This window comes from Rhizobium sp. SVR5-9E (genome assembly GCF_056755095.1).
Genome location: NZ_JBNDHS010000002.1, coordinates 152,753 through 168,143, shown reverse-complemented (window position 1 = coordinate 168,143; position 15,391 = coordinate 152,753). Strand labels below are relative to the sequence as shown.

General features: G+C 61.1%; 12 protein-coding genes and 1 pseudogene. 8 read left to right on the top strand and 5 right to left on the bottom strand.

Annotated elements, in window-relative coordinates; all coding sequences use genetic code 11:
• Positions 1–132 precede the first annotated feature (132 nt).
• Together ACPYOJ_RS02100 and recN are read left to right on the top strand one after the other, a co-directional pair.
• Positions 133–1,002: an outer membrane protein assembly factor BamD gene (locus ACPYOJ_RS02100; protein ID WP_205927172.1), complete on the top strand. Its 870-nt coding sequence runs from the start codon at positions 133–135 to the stop codon at positions 1,000–1,002.
• 13 nt (positions 1,003–1,015) lie between these two features.
• Positions 1,016–2,689 carry a DNA repair protein RecN gene (gene recN, locus ACPYOJ_RS02095; RefSeq protein WP_481414769.1) on the top strand — a complete coding sequence of 558 codons (1,674 nt, stop codon included), beginning with the start codon at positions 1,016–1,018 and terminating at the stop codon, positions 2,687–2,689.
• A gap of 3 nt (positions 2,690–2,692) precedes the next feature.
• On the opposite strand, the gene ACPYOJ_RS02090 is transcribed toward recN, so the two are convergent.
• Positions 2,693–3,580, bottom strand: a complete 888-nt coding sequence (locus ACPYOJ_RS02090; RefSeq protein ID WP_481414768.1) for an MBL fold metallo-hydrolase — start codon at positions 3,578–3,580, stop codon at positions 2,693–2,695.
• 169 nt (positions 3,581–3,749) lie between these two features.
• Between ACPYOJ_RS02090 and ligA the strand changes: the two genes are divergently transcribed.
• Positions 3,750–5,915 (top strand): NAD-dependent DNA ligase LigA, encoded by a 2,166-nt coding sequence (gene ligA, locus ACPYOJ_RS02085; protein ID WP_481414767.1) that lies wholly within the window; start codon positions 3,750–3,752, stop codon positions 5,913–5,915.
• A gap of 127 nt (positions 5,916–6,042) precedes the next feature.
• Here the strand turns inward: ligA and ACPYOJ_RS02080 are convergent, their stop codons facing one another.
• Both ACPYOJ_RS02080 and ACPYOJ_RS02075 read right to left on the bottom strand, forming a co-directional pair.
• Positions 6,043–7,959 (bottom strand): methyl-accepting chemotaxis protein, encoded by a 1,917-nt coding sequence (locus tag ACPYOJ_RS02080; RefSeq protein WP_481414766.1) that lies wholly within the window; start codon positions 7,957–7,959, stop codon positions 6,043–6,045.
• A 318-nt stretch (positions 7,960–8,277) separates the two neighbouring features.
• Positions 8,278–8,436 (bottom strand): annotated as a pseudogene (locus ACPYOJ_RS02075) (GNAT family N-acetyltransferase); the annotation flags it as partial.
• A gap of 94 nt (positions 8,437–8,530) precedes the next feature.
• On the opposite strand from ACPYOJ_RS02075, the gene ACPYOJ_RS02070 reads away from it, so the two are divergent.
• The 3 genes from ACPYOJ_RS02070 (at position 8,531) to ACPYOJ_RS02060 (ending at position 10,774) form a co-directional block, all read left to right on the top strand.
• Positions 8,531–9,121 carry a 3'-5' exonuclease gene (locus ACPYOJ_RS02070; RefSeq protein WP_481414765.1) on the top strand — a complete coding sequence of 197 codons (591 nt, stop codon included), beginning with the start codon at positions 8,531–8,533 and terminating at the stop codon, positions 9,119–9,121.
• A gap of 67 nt (positions 9,122–9,188) precedes the next feature.
• Entirely contained in the window at positions 9,189–9,683 is a 495-nt protein-coding gene (locus ACPYOJ_RS02065) for a CreA family protein (protein WP_481414764.1), read from the top strand.
• Positions 9,684–9,784: 101 nt separating this feature from the next.
• Positions 9,785–10,774 (top strand): acetylxylan esterase, encoded by a 990-nt coding sequence (locus ACPYOJ_RS02060; RefSeq protein ID WP_481414763.1) that lies wholly within the window; start codon positions 9,785–9,787, stop codon positions 10,772–10,774.
• A gap of 65 nt (positions 10,775–10,839) precedes the next feature.
• Here ACPYOJ_RS02060 and ACPYOJ_RS02055 read toward each other — a convergent pair whose 3' ends face one another.
• Positions 10,840–11,310, bottom strand: a complete 471-nt coding sequence (locus ACPYOJ_RS02055) for a chemotaxis protein CheW (RefSeq protein WP_168830703.1) — start codon at positions 11,308–11,310, stop codon at positions 10,840–10,842.
• A 2-nt stretch (positions 11,311–11,312) separates the two neighbouring features.
• On the bottom strand, positions 11,313–13,277 hold the full coding sequence (locus tag ACPYOJ_RS02050) for a methyl-accepting chemotaxis protein (RefSeq protein WP_481414762.1): 1,965 nt from the start codon (positions 13,275–13,277) through the stop codon (positions 11,313–11,315).
• Positions 13,278–13,654: 377 nt separating this feature from the next.
• On the opposite strand from ACPYOJ_RS02050, the gene ACPYOJ_RS02045 reads away from it, so the two are divergent.
• Both ACPYOJ_RS02045 and ACPYOJ_RS02040 read left to right on the top strand, forming a co-directional pair.
• Entirely contained in the window at positions 13,655–14,260 is a 606-nt protein-coding gene (locus ACPYOJ_RS02045) for an SCO family protein (RefSeq protein ID WP_481414761.1), read from the top strand.
• 3 nt (positions 14,261–14,263) lie between these two features.
• On the top strand, positions 14,264–15,391 hold the full coding sequence (locus ACPYOJ_RS02040; RefSeq protein ID WP_481414760.1) for an FAD-dependent oxidoreductase: 1,128 nt from the start codon (positions 14,264–14,266) through the stop codon (positions 15,389–15,391).

Genomic DNA, 15,391 nt, shown 5'->3' with positions numbered 1-15,391 from the left:
TATTCTGCCGCCTACTGCCACAAAAATGCGTTAATGCCTCATCATTGCGTTGCTCTTGCCGCATATTTGTGGCTAGAAACGCCGCGAGGGCGTGGCTGCCGCGGGGTGGATAGCGGCACTTGGGATTCTTTTATGGGTTATGCAAGGTCTGAAGGTATGATGAAGACAGCGCGCGCTTTGCTCGCATCGCTCGTGGTTCTGAGTGCAGGCGCCCTGATTTCCGGTTGCACATCGGACCCCGATATCGACATCACCAAGCTCGGCGTCAACAACGATCCGCCGGATGTCCTCTACAACCAGGCGCTTGCCAACATGAAGGCGGGCAACATGGTCGAGGCGTCACGGAAATTCGACGCGATCGACCGCGAGAACCCGTTCTCCGAATGGGCGCGCAAGGCTCTCGTCATGAGCACCTTCGTCAAATACCGCCAGGGCAAGATCGACGATGCGCTGGCTTCGGGCAACCGCTATATGGCGCAGTACCCGAAGTCCGAAGATGCAGCCTATGTTCAGTACCTGATCGGCCTCAGCTATTCGAAGCAGATTTCCGACGTGACGCAAGATCAACGGGCATCCAGCAAGACCATCGAAGCCATGCAGGCCGTCGTCGACAATTATCCGGACTCCGAATACGTCGACGATGCGCAGGCGAAGATCCGCTTCGCTCGAGACCAACTCGCCGGCAAGGAGATGCAGATCGGCCGGTATTACCTTGAGCGCAAGGAATATCTTGCGGCTATCTCCCGCTTCCGTATCGTGGTCGAGAAGTATCCGAACACGAATCAGATCGAAGAAGCGCTGGCGCGTCTGGTCGAGGCCTACTACGCGATGGGTATCGTGGAAGAGGCGCAGACGGCGGCCGCTGTTCTCGGTCACAACTATCCGGATAGCCAGTGGTACGCAGACTCCTTCAAGCTTTTGAAGAACGGTGGTACCGAGCCGCGCGAAAACCCGGGTTCCTGGATCGCTGCTGCAGGCAAGAAACTCCTGCTCGGCACGTGAGGCCTGAAACGCAATGCTGATCCAGCTTTCGATCCGCGATATCGTCCTGATCGAGCGGCTGGATCTCGCCTTCGAAACCGGTCTTTCGGTTCTGACGGGTGAGACCGGCGCTGGCAAGTCCATCCTGCTCGACAGTCTTTCGCTTGCACTCGGCGGGCGCGGCGATGGCGGCCTTGTGCGCCATGGGGAGGACAAGGGGCAGGTGACGGCCGTCTTCGATGTCGGCATGGATCACGGCGCCCGCAAGCTTCTGCGCGAGAACGGCATCGACGACGAAGGCGATCTGATCTTCCGTCGTCAGCAATCCGCCGACGGCCGCACCAAGGCCTATGTCAACGATCAGCCGGTCAGCGTGCAGTTGATGCGCCAGGCCGGCCAGATGCTCGTTGAAATCCACGGGCAGCACGATGACCGCGCGCTCGTCGACACCCATGCCCACCGCCTTCTGCTCGATGCCTTCGCCGGTATCAACGAGGATGCGGCTTCTGTGTCCGAGCTTTACCGCATCTGGCGCGATGCCGAGAAAACGCTGAAAAAGCATCGCGAGAAGGTGGAGAACGCGGCGCGCGAAGCCGATTATCTCCGCTCCTCCGTCGATGAGCTGGAAAAGCTTTCGCCGCAGGATGGCGAAGAGGATGAGCTTGCCGACCGCCGCCAGAAGATGATGAAGGCGGAGCGGATTGCCGGCGACATTGCCGAAGCCTCCGAATTTCTGAATGGCAACGCTTCTCCCGTGCCGCATATCGCTTCATTGGTGCGCCGGCTGGAGCGGAAGAGCCATGAGGCGCCCGGACTGCTGGAAGACACCGTGGCGCTGCTCGACGCGGCGCTGGATCAGCTTTCCAACGCGCAGATGGAAGTAGAGGCGGCTCTGCGCAAGACGGAATACGACCCGAAGGAACTTGAGCGCGTCGAGGAGCGCCTCTTCGCGCTGCGCGCTGCGTCCCGCAAGTATTCGGTGCCTGTGACCGAGCTTCCGGCGCTCGCCGTGCGTATGATTACCGAGTTGGCCGATCTTGATGCCGGCGAGGAAAAGCTCGTCAAACTTGACGCCGAAGTGGGCATCGCCAAGGCCAATTACGATGCCGCCGCCCGCTCGCTCTCGGACAAGCGTCACCATGCAGGCGAGGCGCTTGCTGCCGCCGTCATGGCCGAGCTTCCGGCGCTGAAGCTGGAGCGCGCCCGCTTCATGGTCGAGATTACGACCGATGCCGCGGAACCGACCGCCGAGGGCATCGATGTCGTCGAGTTTCACGTTCAGACGAATCCGGGCACGCGTCCGGGCTCGATCATGAAGGTGGCATCGGGCGGTGAGCTCTCGCGCTTCCTGCTGGCGCTGAAGGTGGCGCTCGCCGATCGCGGTTCGGCGCCGACGCTTGTCTTTGACGAAATCGACACCGGAGTCGGCGGCGCCGTTGCCGATGCTATCGGCCAGCGCCTGAAGCGGCTCTCCAAGCGTGTACAGGTGCTTTCGGTCACCCATGCGCCGCAGGTTGCCGCGCGGGCTGCCACCCATCTTCTCATCTCGAAGGGTCCCATTCCGGGCGAGTCGGAAAAGATCGCGACCCGCGTTGCCACCATGGCGCAAAAAGACAGGACCGAAGAAATCGCACGCATGCTTGCAGGCGCTTCTGTCACCGAGGAGGCGCGGGCGGCAGCCGCGCGTCTGCTCGCGGCTGCGGACTAAGCTTCAGGACTGTCCGGCGGATTTGATGTCAGCGATGTTCTTGCGATGAATCGCCTCGTAGGGTTCGAAATAGAGAACGATCCCTGATGCCAGATCGTCTGCAAGGAACTCCTTCAGGGATGTCGCCTCCGCCTTCTCTCGCTCGGAGGGATTGCTCAACCGCTCCAGATAGCGCCGATTTGCGTCGATGAGGGCAGGTGGGTAGCCGCCGCTGGCGATGCGCGCCGGGTCACCGTGATTCGGCAGGATTCGATGGATCGGCCACTCCCGCATGCGGGCGAGTTCGCGGATATGCGTGGCGATATGCTGCGGCTCGGAAATGTAGGTGATGGTGTCTTCCAGCGTATCACCGGCCAGAACCACGTTCTCTTCCGGCAGCCAGATGATGTTGCCGTCCGCGCTGTGAATATCGAAGTGGTGGAGTTCGACGCGACGCTTCCCGACATCAAGGGCGAGGCTCCCTTCGAAAAGCCGGTTCGGCATCACTACGGGACGGATTTGCGGATTACCGGTTTCAAGCTTCTCCCGGTTTCGTTCAAGCGCATCTGCAGTCAGCCTCAGGGCGATGATCTCGCAATCGGCAAAGACCTCGTTTCCGGCGATATGGTCCGTATGCCAGTGACTGAGAACGACGCTGATCGAGGTTACGCCGAGCCCTTCGAGATGCGACCGGATCGCCCGCGCATGCGGTAGCGACATGTGGGTGTCATAGACCAGCGCGCTGCTGCCGTCGACGATCGCATAGGAAGCAATGCCAAGCGAGTACGCCCCGTCGTCGAGCCAGTTGGGCGTGTCGGAATGCAGGCGCCTGCCTTCGATGCGGCCGTCGTAGTAGGCGAACAGGCCCGGATATGGCTCGAAGATTCTGAGTGTGGAGGTTATGTCAGCCATTTGGCGATCCTTCGTTACGACTGAATTTGCAGAGCAGCCGTCTGGCTTTTCCGTTTATCATGATGTGAATGCAACAGTTGCACCTGACGACTTTTCTGCTCTGCGCTTTCCGGTTTTGCGTTTTCGCCAATTCGTCTAAAACCTCTGAAGATTCTCCGGAGTGATCTGAATGTCAGTCGAGCCGATAACCATAGAAAATCTGACGATCGAAGGGGCCGCCGCAGAACTGGCGCGATTGGCAAGGGAGATCGCCCATCACGACGCGCTTTATCATGGCAAGGACCAGCCGGAAATCTCGGACGCCGAGTATGACGCGCTGAAGCGGCGCAACGACGCGATCGAGGCGCGGTTTCCGGAGCTGATCCGCGAAGACAGTCCTTCTCGCCATGTGGGTGCTGCGCCGTCGGTCACCTTCGCACCGGTTGTCCACGCGCGTCCGATGCTGTCGCTCGACAACACCTTTTCGCAAGAGGACGTGCAGGATTTCGTCGCCAGCGTCTACCGGTTCCTCGGGCGTCTGCCGGACCAGTCGATCGCCTTCACCGCCGAGCCGAAGATCGACGGCCTTTCCATGTCGATCCGCTATGAGAACGGCAAGCTGGTGACGGCGGCCACGCGCGGGGACGGCACGACCGGTGAAAACGTCACGGCCAATATCCGCACCATCAAGGAAATCCCGAACGAACTGCCGAAGGGCGCGCCTGCCGTCGTCGAAGTGCGCGGCGAGGTCTATATGGCCAAGAGCGATTTCCTGGCGCTCAACAAGCAGATGGAGGCGGAAGGCAAGCAGACCTACGTCAACCCGCGCAACACCGCTGCCGGGTCGCTTCGCCAGCTCGACGCCAAGGTGACGGCGAGCCGTAAGCTGAAGTTCTTCGCCTATGCCTGGGGTGAGATGTCGGAGATGCCATCCGACACGCAGTTCGGCATGGTGCAGAAGTTCAAGGAATGGGGCTTTCCAATCAATCCGCTGATGAAGCGGCTGAACTCGGTCGCCGATATTCTTGCGCACTACGACGAGATCGGTCTGCTGCGTCCCGACCTCGACTACGACATCGACGGTGTCGTTTACAAGGTCGACAGCCTCGAACTGCAGCGGCGCCTCGGCTTCCGTTCGCGCAGCCCGCGCTGGGCGACGGCGCATAAATTCCCGGCCGAGCAGGCTTTCACCACCGTCGAGAAGATTGAGATCCAGGTGGGACGCACGGGCGCATTGACGCCGGTCGCGCGGCTTACGCCGATCACCGTCGGCGGTGTCGTTGTGACCAACGCGACCTTGCACAACGAGGATTATATCAAGGGCCTGGGCAATTCCGGCGAGCCCATCCGCGAGATGGAGCACGATATCCGGGTCGGCGATACGGTGATCGTGCAGCGGGCGGGCGACGTGATCCCGCAAGTGCTCGACGTCGTGATGGAAAAGCGGCCTGCCGACGCAGTGCCCTACGAGTTCCCGAAGAAATGCCCGGTCTGCGGCAGCCATGCGGTGCGTGAAAGAAACGAGAAAACGGGAAAGCTCGATTCCGTCACCCGCTGCACCGGCGGCTTCGTATGCCGCGCGCAGGCGACTGAGCATCTCAAGCATTTCGTCTCGCGCAACGCCTTCGACATCGAAGGGCTCGGTTCGAAGCAGATCGACTTCTTCTTCGAGAGCGAGGACCCGGCGCTGAAGATCCGCACGGCGCCCGAGATCTTTACCCTGGAAAGACGCCAGCGGGATTCGCTGACGAAACTCGAGAATATTGAAGGCTTCGGCAAGGTCAGCGTCGGCAAGCTTTTCGCGGCCATCAATGAGCGGCGCGAGATCGCGCTTCACCGCTTCATCTACGCGCTCGGCATCCGCCATGTCGGCGAGACGACGGCCAAGCTGCTCGCGCGCTCCTATGGCACATACCAAGCCTTTGCGACGGCAATGAAGGACGCCGCATCGCTTTCCGGCGATGCCTGGGACGGCTTGAACGCCATCGAAGGCATTGGCGAAATCGTCGCTCGGGCCATCGTCGAATTCTACAAGGAACCGCGCAACGTCGAAGTGATTACCGCTCTGCTTGCGGAACTCAATGACGGGACGCCGCTACCGGCCGAGCAAGTCGCAGCCTCCGGCAGCCCTGTCGCCGGCAAGACCGTTGTCTTCACCGGATCGCTGGAGAAATTCACCCGTGACGAGGCGAAGGCAAGAGCGGAAAGCCTCGGCGCCAAGGTGGCTGGCTCGGTCTCGAAGAAGACCGACTATGTCGTGGCCGGACCGGGCGCCGGTTCCAAGCTCGACAAGGCGCGCGAGTTGGGTGTCCAGACCATGGACGAGGACGAGTGGCTGGCGCTGATCGGCGGCTGATCGCGGGAGCGCTGCATCTCCATCCGGGTGCAGCGGGACGACTCGGCGCGGCGGAGGACGAAAAGAATTGGGGACGGCATTCCTGCCATCCCCAACATCGTTTCCTGGAGCTTTCGGCCAGCGGCCGTTAGAACTCGGACCATTCCTGCTTGACCGCAGCATTCCCGTGGGTGACGGGTGCGGCGTAACGGGCCTGAGGTTTGGCCATTGCGGCTGAGGCCTGGCGCAGACGGCTCACCTGGCTGCCGGCGGCCATGCCGCCGCTCAGCTGAAACCCGCCGATCAATTCGCGCATCCGGGCTGCTTCGGCGGCGAGTGTCGCGCTTGCCGCGTTGGTCTCTTCGACCATGGCAGCGTTTTGCTGGGTCACCTGGTCCATCTGGTTGACGGCGGCATTGACTTCCGAAAGGCCCGTCGACTGTTCCTTGGAGGATGTGGCGATCGCATTCATGTGGTGGTTGATGGTGACGATCAGGCCTTCGATATTCTGAAGGGCTTCGCCTGTTTCGCGAACCAGCCTCACGCCGACTTCGACCTCGGCGCTCGAATTGCGGATGAGGTCCTTGATCTGCTTTGCGGCCTGCGCCGAACGCTGCGCCAGTTCGCGGACTTCCTGGGCCACGACCGCAAAACCCTTGCCGGCCTCGCCCGCGCGGGCAGCCTCGACACCGGCATTGAGCGCCAGAAGGTTGGTCTGGAACGCGATCTCGTCGATTACGCCGATGATGCTGGAAATCTGGTTGGAGGAGTCCTCGATCTTCTCCATCGCCTCCACGGCGTTGGCGACGACCTTGCCCGACTGGGCAGCACTCTCGTTGGCTTGAACGGCGACCTGACGCGCCTCGTCGGTGCGCTTGGATGAATTCGACACGTTGACCGTGATCTCGTCCAGCGCGGCGGCAGTTTCTTCGAGCGATGCGGCCTGCTGCTCCGTGCGCTTGGAAAGATCGTCCGCTCCGCGGCTGATCTCCTGTGTCCCGGCATCGATCGCGTTCGCTGAATTGGAGACTGCGCTCAGGGCATCGCCAAGCTGCGAGGCCGCCGTGTTGAGATCGTGACGAAGCGATTCGAAATCCGGAGCGAAAGGCTCGCTCAGCTGGAAGGCGAGATCGCCGGAGGCCAGGCGGCGCAAGCCCGCCGCGAGACCGGCAGTCGCCGTCTGCAGCTTGACCTGGGCGGCCTCTTCGGCGTCCGACATCAGGCGGTTCCGTTCCGCTTCCGCCTTGTTCCGGTTGACCTCGGCCTCTGCCTGGAGCTGTCTGTTCGCAATGGCGGCCTGGCGGAAGATCTCGACCGCGTTTGCCATCTCGCCGATCTCGTCGGTGCGGTCCTTGCTGGCAATTTCGGCGGCGGTATCGCCGTCGGCGAGATTGCGCATGGCCATGGTGATGCGGGTGATCGGGGTTGCGATGCCCGAGATGCCGAAATAGGTCCCGCCGCAAACCATCAGTGCGCCGATGGCGAGGACCGTGTAGATCATGGTCATCGTCCGGACGTATTGATCGCGGGCGGCGACGATGCCCTCGTCGGACTGCTGCTGGTTCAGCTTGACCAGCTTGTCGACGCTCGCAGACAGCGCATCGGCGATCGGGCCGAGATCGTTGTCGAAAGAGGCTAGGCCTTCCTTGGCCTTGCCCGCCTTAATGAGAGCCACCATCGCCTGACCGGTCTGCGTATATTGGTTGGCCGAAGCCTCGACCTCGTCGAAGGCGGCCCGTTCGGCGTCGTTGTTGACCAGGTCCTTGTAGCCCTTGATCGCATCCGTGAGTTCGACTTCCTTCTTGGCGATCTTGTCGGGGTAGAGGGCCGGGTCGCCGGACGAACGTCCCATCGCGTAGTCGCCGTAGGAGCCGCGCAGCGAATAGCGGGCGATCTGGATGTCCTTGGCGCGCGAGATGCTGGGCTGAATGGAAGTTACCTGGTCCTGCGTATTTTCATTCAAGGTGTTCAAACCGTTGAGCGATACAACCGCAGTGATTGCAAAAAGGACCGCAAAGACGGCAAAGATACCGGTCATGGCGGTCTTAATATTCGGACGTTTCATTCAAGCCCCCAAAGAAAAACGAAACGCCGAAGGCGCCGTCATCCTACGTTGCAAAAGTTGTTTTTAGCGAGAGGAACCGACGTTTCATCAATCGGTAAGACTGGCTGCAGGGCGAACGTAGATTTCAGCATTTAAATCAAAGTTAAGATTAATTGTTATCTGTTGTAGGCAAGAAATAGCGCCGGAAGCCTGCGGTGCCGTGCGCCGAAGAAAGAAGTACGATCCGCGTCATTTTGCGTTTATTAGCAAAGGCGGATCGTTACCACGGCTTCCTTTCGGAAACCGTGGGTTACTTCTCAAGCCTGTTAGACCATGAGACTAGGCCCTGATCCGCGCCATCGTATAGGCGTCGACATATTCCCCGGCGCGATAGGCGAATGACTTGAGCAGGCCTTCCTTCTCGAAGCCGAATTTCTCGCAGAGGCGGATGGCCGCTGCATTATCGGTGTAGACGGTCAGCTCCAGCCGCTTGATGTCCTGTTGATACTGCTCCGAAAATCAACGTGCGGCGTTTGCCTGTCCGCAGCCGCAGGCTAAGCCTATTGGCAGAGACCGAATCACGGACGCATTCTTGAAGACCATCGCCATCGATTTCGAAACGGCCAATGAGCAGCGCGCAAGCGCCTGCTCGGTGGGACTCGCCTGGATCGAGGAGGGCAGGGTGACGCGGGTCGAGGAGCGCCTGATCCGCCCGAAGGAGATGCGCTTTTCGGGAATGAACATCGCGATCCACGGCATTCGCCCCGAGCATGTCGAGGATGCGCCGGAATTTCCCGAGGTCATGGACGAGTTCCACGACGAGTTCCGTGGCGCGACGATGATCGCGCACAATGCGGCCTTCGATTTCAGCGTCTGGCGGGCGAGCCTCGATCTCTACCGGCAGTCCTATCCGGAGCTCACCTATCTCTGCAGCCTGAAGATGGCTCAGCGCATCTGGCCGCAGTTCCTGTCGCACAGGCTCAACGTGATTGCCGAGCATCTGGGCCTGCGCTTTGCCCACCACAATGCGGCGGAGGATGCCGCCGTCTGTGCGCATGCGGCGATCGAAATGGCAAGGGCAGTCAAAGCCGCTGCCGTACACGCCATTCCTGCGGCAATCGGCATGAAGCCCGGCAGGCTTACCGTCGGCGGCTACGAACCCTGCACCTGCCGCAAGGCGTGATCTTCGCTTTCTTGTTTTGACGGCCGCCGCACTTATCTAGAGGAGCGGGTTATTCAGGGAGGCCGCCATGTCCACTTTGCGCAAGCTTGTTCTCTTGGCCGCGTCCGTTGCCGCGCTTGGCGCGGGTGCCGCCTCCGCCGAAGTCGTCGGTAAAGTCGGAGTCGACTGGACCGGGAACGACATCATTGTCGATGCCATCCCCGATCCGGAAGTGAAGGGCGTGACGTGCCACGTCACCTATTTCGATCGCAGCATCATCGACCGCGTGAAGAACGGTAATTGGTTCGAGGATCCGTCGAACAATTCGATCGCCTGCCGTCAGACGGGACCGATCGAAATCAGCGACATCAACCTGTCGAAAGACGGTGACGAGGTCTTCAAGGCCGGCATGTCACTGATCTGGAAGAAGCTCGTCGTCAACCGCATCTACGACAAGACCAACGACACGCTGATCTATCTCGCCCATTCCCGCGAATTGACGGACGGCTCGGCGAAGATGTCGATTTCGACCATCCCGCTCTATGGCCAGAACGTCATCTGGAAGAACGGCAAGCCGCAATGATGAAGGGCGGCAGCGTCGCTGACGGTTTCCCGGCTTTTTCTTAAGGACAAGGATTTCAGGACCGGGTTGCGCTGCCTGGCTTTTCGCGGGACAAGCGTCGCATGAGCGTTCCTACGAAGCACCCTTTCCCGTTCGATCCGACCTACGGCATGCGGCTTGAGGATCTCCTGTCCGTCGAGCCGCCCGCGGCCCCGCCGGGCTTCGACGATTTCTGGCGGGAAAGATATCGTCGGGCGGTCGCCGTCGATCCCAAGCCGTCGCTTCGCGAGAGCGACGCGCGGCATCCCGACTGGCAGGTTTTCGATATCGTCTATGAATCGACCGGTTCCTTCCCGATCGGCGGCTGGCTGCTTCTTCCCCGGAACGGTCCGGTGCGGCGCGGCCTCGTCGTCGGACACGGCTATGGCGGGCGCGACCAGCCGGAATTCGACCTTCCGGTGAAGGAGACGGCCGTGCTGTTCCCCTGTTCCCGCGGGCTGTCGCGCAGCGCGCGGCCACCGATCCCACCGGATGCGAGCGGACATGTCCTTTACGATATCGACAAGCCGGAAAGCTATATCATCGGCGGTTGCGTGGAGGATCTGTGGGTCGCCGTGTCGGTGCTCGTTGCGCTCTATCCCGGGCTTGCTGGACGCATCGGCTACAGCGGCATCAGCTTCGGTGGCGGCATCGGCGCTCTCGCCATCCCGTTCGATGACCGGATCGACCGCGGCCATCTGGTCGTGCCGACCTTCGGGCACCGCCCGCTCTGGCTGGCCCTGCCGACCGTAGGCAGCGCGCAATCGGTCCAGGCCTATCAGCAGACGCATGGCGAGGTGTTGGAGGTCCTGCGCTTCTTCGACGCTGCAAGCGCCGCCAGCCGCATCAGGGTGCCGATGCTCATGGCAGTCGCCCTTTTCGATCCCGCCGTGGCGCCGCCCTGCCAGTTCGCGGTGGTGAATGCGCTGCCGAAGTCGAAATTGAACGAAGTTTTCATCCTGGATGCCGGTCATTTCGACTACCCTGGAAGCGCAGAGCAGGGGGCTGCTCTTCGGGACAGGGTCGGGTGGTTTTTCGGGAGCAATGAGCCGCGAATAGGCGGAGAGGGCTAGAGCCCATCCGAATCACAAAGCCGCCGGCGCGGTCGCGCAGGCGGCTTTCGAGTATCCAGGTCCGATCAGGCGGCTTCGCGTGCCAGCTCGTCGGCGATGACGGTGTCGAGGTTGAGGAAGCAGACCATCGTCTTTTCCAGCGCGACGATGCCGCGGCAGAAGGCGCGCTGGGCTTCCGGGATGATTTCCGGTGCGGGCTGCAGGTCTTCGCTCTTGATGGTCATCATGTCGGAGACCTGTTCGACCAGCAGGCCGACCAGCTTGCCTGCGATATCGGTAACGATGATCGCCGAGCGTTCGGAGGGTTCCGTCATCTTCATGCCGAGGCGGCAGGCCATGTCGATGACCGGGATCACCGCGCCCCGCAGGTTGATGAGGCCGAGCACGTAAGGCGGCGTATGCGGCATCGGGGTGACCGGCGCCCAGCCGCGAATTTCGCGGATGGCCATGATGTCGATGCAGAATTCCTGCTCGCCGAGGTGGAACGATACGATTTCGAGGTGAGATCCGGTTTGTGTAATGATGGCGCTAGTCATGCTCAGAATTCTTCCCAATTGTCTCCGGCCGGAGCGGCCCCAGCTCTGGCGGCGGCGCCGCCATTGAATGCGCCCGCGACCTTGCCGATCAGGCTCCGTGCGGGTGAAGGTTTAGGATGCGAGGCGGCGGTTGCTTCTCGCGGCGTGTGACGGGCATTCATGCCTTCGCCGGTCTGGAACTGACTGACAAGCCTGATCAGATTGTCGGCGTCCGTGGCAAGCGTGTGGCTTGCCGCATTCGTCTCCTCGACCATGGCCGCATTCTTCTGCGTGGCTTGGTCCATCTGGCTGACGGCGGTGTTGATCTCGTTCAGTCCGGTGGATTGTTCGCGCGCAGCGGTTACGATTGATTTAACATTCTCGTCGATGCGCGAAACATCTTCGCCGATTTGGCGCAGCGCTTCGCCGGCCTTCGTCACCAGTTCACCTCCGGTCTTCACTTCGGTGCCGGATTTGCTGATCAGCGCCTTGATGTCCTTGGCCGCGCCCGCCGCGCGCCCTGCAAGCTCGCGCACTTCCTGAGCGACAACCGCAAAGCCCTTTCCGGCCTCGCCGGCGCGGGCTGCTTCGACACCGGCGTTCAGCGCCAGGAGGTTGGTCTGGAAGGCGATCTCGTCGATGACGTTGATGATCGTGCCGATCTCCCGCGAGGCGCTTTCGATTCGCTCCATTGCGGCCATCGCATCGGTGACGACCAGATCCGATTTCGCGGTGTTCTCGCGGGTATGCGCAACCATGTTTCCGACTTCCTCGGCACGGCTCGTGGCGTTGCGCACGGTTGCCGTGATCTGCTCGAGTGCAGCTGATGTCTCTTCCAGGGATGCGGCCTGCTGCTCGGTGCGCTTGGCGAGGTCGTCCGCGGCTGCGCGCATCTGCTGGCTGTTGGCCTGGATTGATCTGGTGTTCTGCGCGATATCGGTCATCGTCTTGCGCAGGATGGCCGTCGTCTGGTTGAAATCGCTGCGCAGGCGCTCCAGTTCCGCCTTGAACGGCTGGGCGATGGCGACTGTCACGTCGCCCGCGGCAAGGCGGTTCAAGCCTTGGCCCAAAGCATCGACGGCGGCATTCAGGGCTTCGGCATCGGCGAGCTTTGCCGCTTCCCGCTCGCGGCGTTCCGCATCGCTCTGGCGACGTTCGCTATCGGTCTGCGCCTCAAGGTTCTGCTTGTCGATGGCCGCCAGACGGAAGCTTTCTGCAGCTCGGGCCATCTCGCCGATCGCGTCACCGCGCTCGGTCACAGGTACGGCGGTTTGCAGATCGCCGGTCATGATGCGCTGCATGCTCTGGCGTACCGCAGCGATGCCGCGGCTGATTGAGCCGCCGTGAACATATTGGAGGATCGCCATCGTTATTATGGCGAAGATGCCGAGCCCGATCTGGATCAGCAGCGCGCTATGAGAAATTGTGCTCGCTTCATCGATGCTGGCCTGGGCAGCAGTGGTACCGTCCCGGGCCAGCTTGTCGAGCGTCGACGTCAACTTTTCGCCGCCCGCGTCGATGGCGTCATCCAGCTTTGCGAATGTATCGTCTGGGGCGCCGGTTTCGACGGCGGCCTTCAGATCCACCACAACTGCCTGTTTCAGCGCAGCGACGTCAGTGTCGTAACTTGTCAGCAGGCTGTTTTCCCGCAGTTCCTGCGCAAGCGTGCCCATTTCTGCTGCGCCGCCGGCAAGCCGATCGAGCGAGCTCGACATCGCCGTCAGGCGCTCAGGATCGACCTTGCGATCGGCCCGGTCGACTATCGTGTCCATAGCGGCGAGAACGAGCGTAAGGCTTGCCATGCGCATCTCGTTGGTACTGTCCACGCGCCGCTGAATGCTGTTTGCCCGGTCCAGTGCTCCGTCGACGCGCTCGCCCTCAAACCAGCCCACACCCAGCATCGATCCGAAGCCCAGGAAAGCAGCGGCGGCAAGCGTCCAGAGCCTTTGGCTCACCGACAGGGATTTAGGTATCGTTGCATTCGTCATGGAAAGCTTCCCCGCGCTGGTGAGATGTGCCGGATATCGTTTCGTCGCATGCGAACATCCGTATCCCGGATACGGCGCGGACATCATGTCGGGGCGGCGCAGGTTACGCCGAACGCATAGCAAATATAGAATTTACGGCTTAAGTCTTTGCTAACGATGTTTTTGTTGAGCTGGCGCGCCGGATAGTTGTCAAGTATTTGTAAAGACATCTTTTCTGCTTGAAATTGATTGCCGTTGCCGTGGTGGCGGTGCGCGCAGCATGTGGCAATTAATCACTGGTAAGAAAATGGGATGTTGAATTGCGCGCATTGTCCTGAAGAGATATCAGGCACGCAGTCGCGGATCGCGCCGTCCGCATGCTTTCAGGGGTTGCCGACATGAAGTACTTCCGTGTTGCCGTTTGGGTTGCCGTCGTCGTTGTCGCGGCCATGCTCGGCTGGCTGACGATGAACATCACCAAGACGAAGGACATGCCGCTGGCCGAGGGACCGTTCGGCGTTCCGTTTACGCTCGTTGCGCAGAACGGGCAGCCGATCACGGAGCAGGCGTTCCGCGGCAAGCCGACGGCGCTCTTCTTCGGCTTCACGCATTGCCCTGAGGTTTGCCCGACCACGCTGTTCGAACTCGGCGGCTGGATGGAAAAAGTCGACCCCGCGGGCGACAAGCTGCAGGCCTATTTTGTCACGGTAGATCCCGAGCGCGATACACCCGATGTCCTCAACCAGTATGTTTCGAACGTCTCCAAGCGCATTACCGGCATTTCCGGTCCGCCGGACAAGATCGCCGACGTCATCAAGGGCTTCCGCGTTTACGCCAAGAAGGTACCGGTCGACGAGAACAATCCGAATGGCGATTACACGATGGATCACACCGCGTCAGTCTTCCTCCTTGATTCCGAAGGCCGGTTCGCAGGCACGATCGCCTATGGCGAAAACCCCGACACGGCGGTAAAGAAGCTGGAGAATTTGATAAGCAAGGGATGAGCCATGCCGGGGGGACATCGTGACATTCTGATCGTCGGGGCGGGCGCAACCGGCCTGACCGCGGCTCTGGAGCTTGCGCGGCGTGGCTACAGGCCCCGCATCATCGACAGCGATTCCGGACCGGTGCCGGTAGTGGAAAGCCGGGCGCTCGGCATCAATGCACGCACGCTGACGCTTCTCTCTCCCTCCAGGGTCACCGACGCCATCCTGCAGGAAAGCTATCGAGTCGACCGTTTCCGGGCGCGATCGGGCGAGCGTGTGCTGTTCGAACTCGATCCCGGCAGGGTGGCCGGAGAATTCCACGCGATCCAGATCTTGGCGCAGGGGCATACCGAGCGCCTACTGCTCGGCAAACTGTCGGACTACGAGGTCGAGCCGGAATGGCAGACGGTACTGGAACGCGTTGAAGGCAGCATGGAGAAGCCGCATGTGGTGCTGCGCCGTCCGGATGGATCCGCGGAGGAGCTTGAACCGGATATTCTGATCGGTGCGGACGGTGCACATTCCGCCGTGCGCAAGGCCGCGCAGATCGGCTTTCCGGGCGAGGCGCTGGAAAGCAGCTTCTACCTTGCCGACTACCGCTATCCCGAACCTATCGATCCACACTATGTCGAGATCGATCTCTTCAATCCGGGCATGATCGGCCGCCTGCCGGTGTCGTCGGACACTGTCCGCTATCTTTCGACGCTGCCGGATTTCGAGAGGAAGATCAAGCATCCTGTTGCGGGAGGAGAGGCCGTCTGGGTTTCGAATTTCCGTATCCATTTCCGCCATGTCGATCGCATGTCCGTCGGCAATGTCTTTCTTGCAGGCGACGCTGCGCACATTCATTCCCCCGCAGGCGCTCGCGGCATGAATCTCGGCATCGAGGATGCCTGCTGGCTTGCCTATCTGATCTCCGAAGGTCGCGGGCGGGAATATTCCGGCCGGCGCATTCCCGCCGTGAAAACCGTCCTGAAGCAAACCTATGCTTTGACGTCGCTGGTGACGATGCGTAATCCGGTGGTGACAGGATTGCGCAATGTTCTCTCTCCTATTGCCGTTCGCATTCCATTTGTTGCAAACCGCCTGCTGCGCGGCATTGCCGGTTATGATACGCCGCCTCCGCCCTGGATCGACGGTGCCCAGTAA

Coding starts and splice junctions, on each gene's coding strand:
- recN (WP_481414769.1), top strand. CDS start 1,016: ATGCTGATCCAGCTTTCGATCCGCGATATCGTCCTGATCGAGCGGCTG.
- ACPYOJ_RS02045 (WP_481414761.1), top strand. CDS start 13,655: ATGAAGTACTTCCGTGTTGCCGTTTGGGTTGCCGTCGTCGTTGTCGCG.
- ACPYOJ_RS02100 (WP_205927172.1), top strand. CDS start 133: ATGGGTTATGCAAGGTCTGAAGGTATGATGAAGACAGCGCGCGCTTTG.
- ACPYOJ_RS02060 (WP_481414763.1), top strand. CDS start 9,785: ATGAGCGTTCCTACGAAGCACCCTTTCCCGTTCGATCCGACCTACGGC.
- ACPYOJ_RS02065 (WP_481414764.1), top strand. CDS start 9,189: ATGTCCACTTTGCGCAAGCTTGTTCTCTTGGCCGCGTCCGTTGCCGCG.
- ACPYOJ_RS02080 (WP_481414766.1), bottom strand. CDS start 7,959: ATGAAACGTCCGAATATTAAGACCGCCATGACCGGTATCTTTGCCGTC.
- ligA (WP_481414767.1), top strand. CDS start 3,750: ATGTCAGTCGAGCCGATAACCATAGAAAATCTGACGATCGAAGGGGCC.
- ACPYOJ_RS02055 (WP_168830703.1), bottom strand. CDS start 11,310: ATGACTAGCGCCATCATTACACAAACCGGATCTCACCTCGAAATCGTA.
- ACPYOJ_RS02090 (WP_481414768.1), bottom strand. CDS start 3,580: ATGGCTGACATAACCTCCACACTCAGAATCTTCGAGCCATATCCGGGC.
- ACPYOJ_RS02050 (WP_481414762.1), bottom strand. CDS start 13,277: ATGACGAATGCAACGATACCTAAATCCCTGTCGGTGAGCCAAAGGCTC.
- ACPYOJ_RS02040 (WP_481414760.1), top strand. CDS start 14,264: ATGCCGGGGGGACATCGTGACATTCTGATCGTCGGGGCGGGCGCAACC.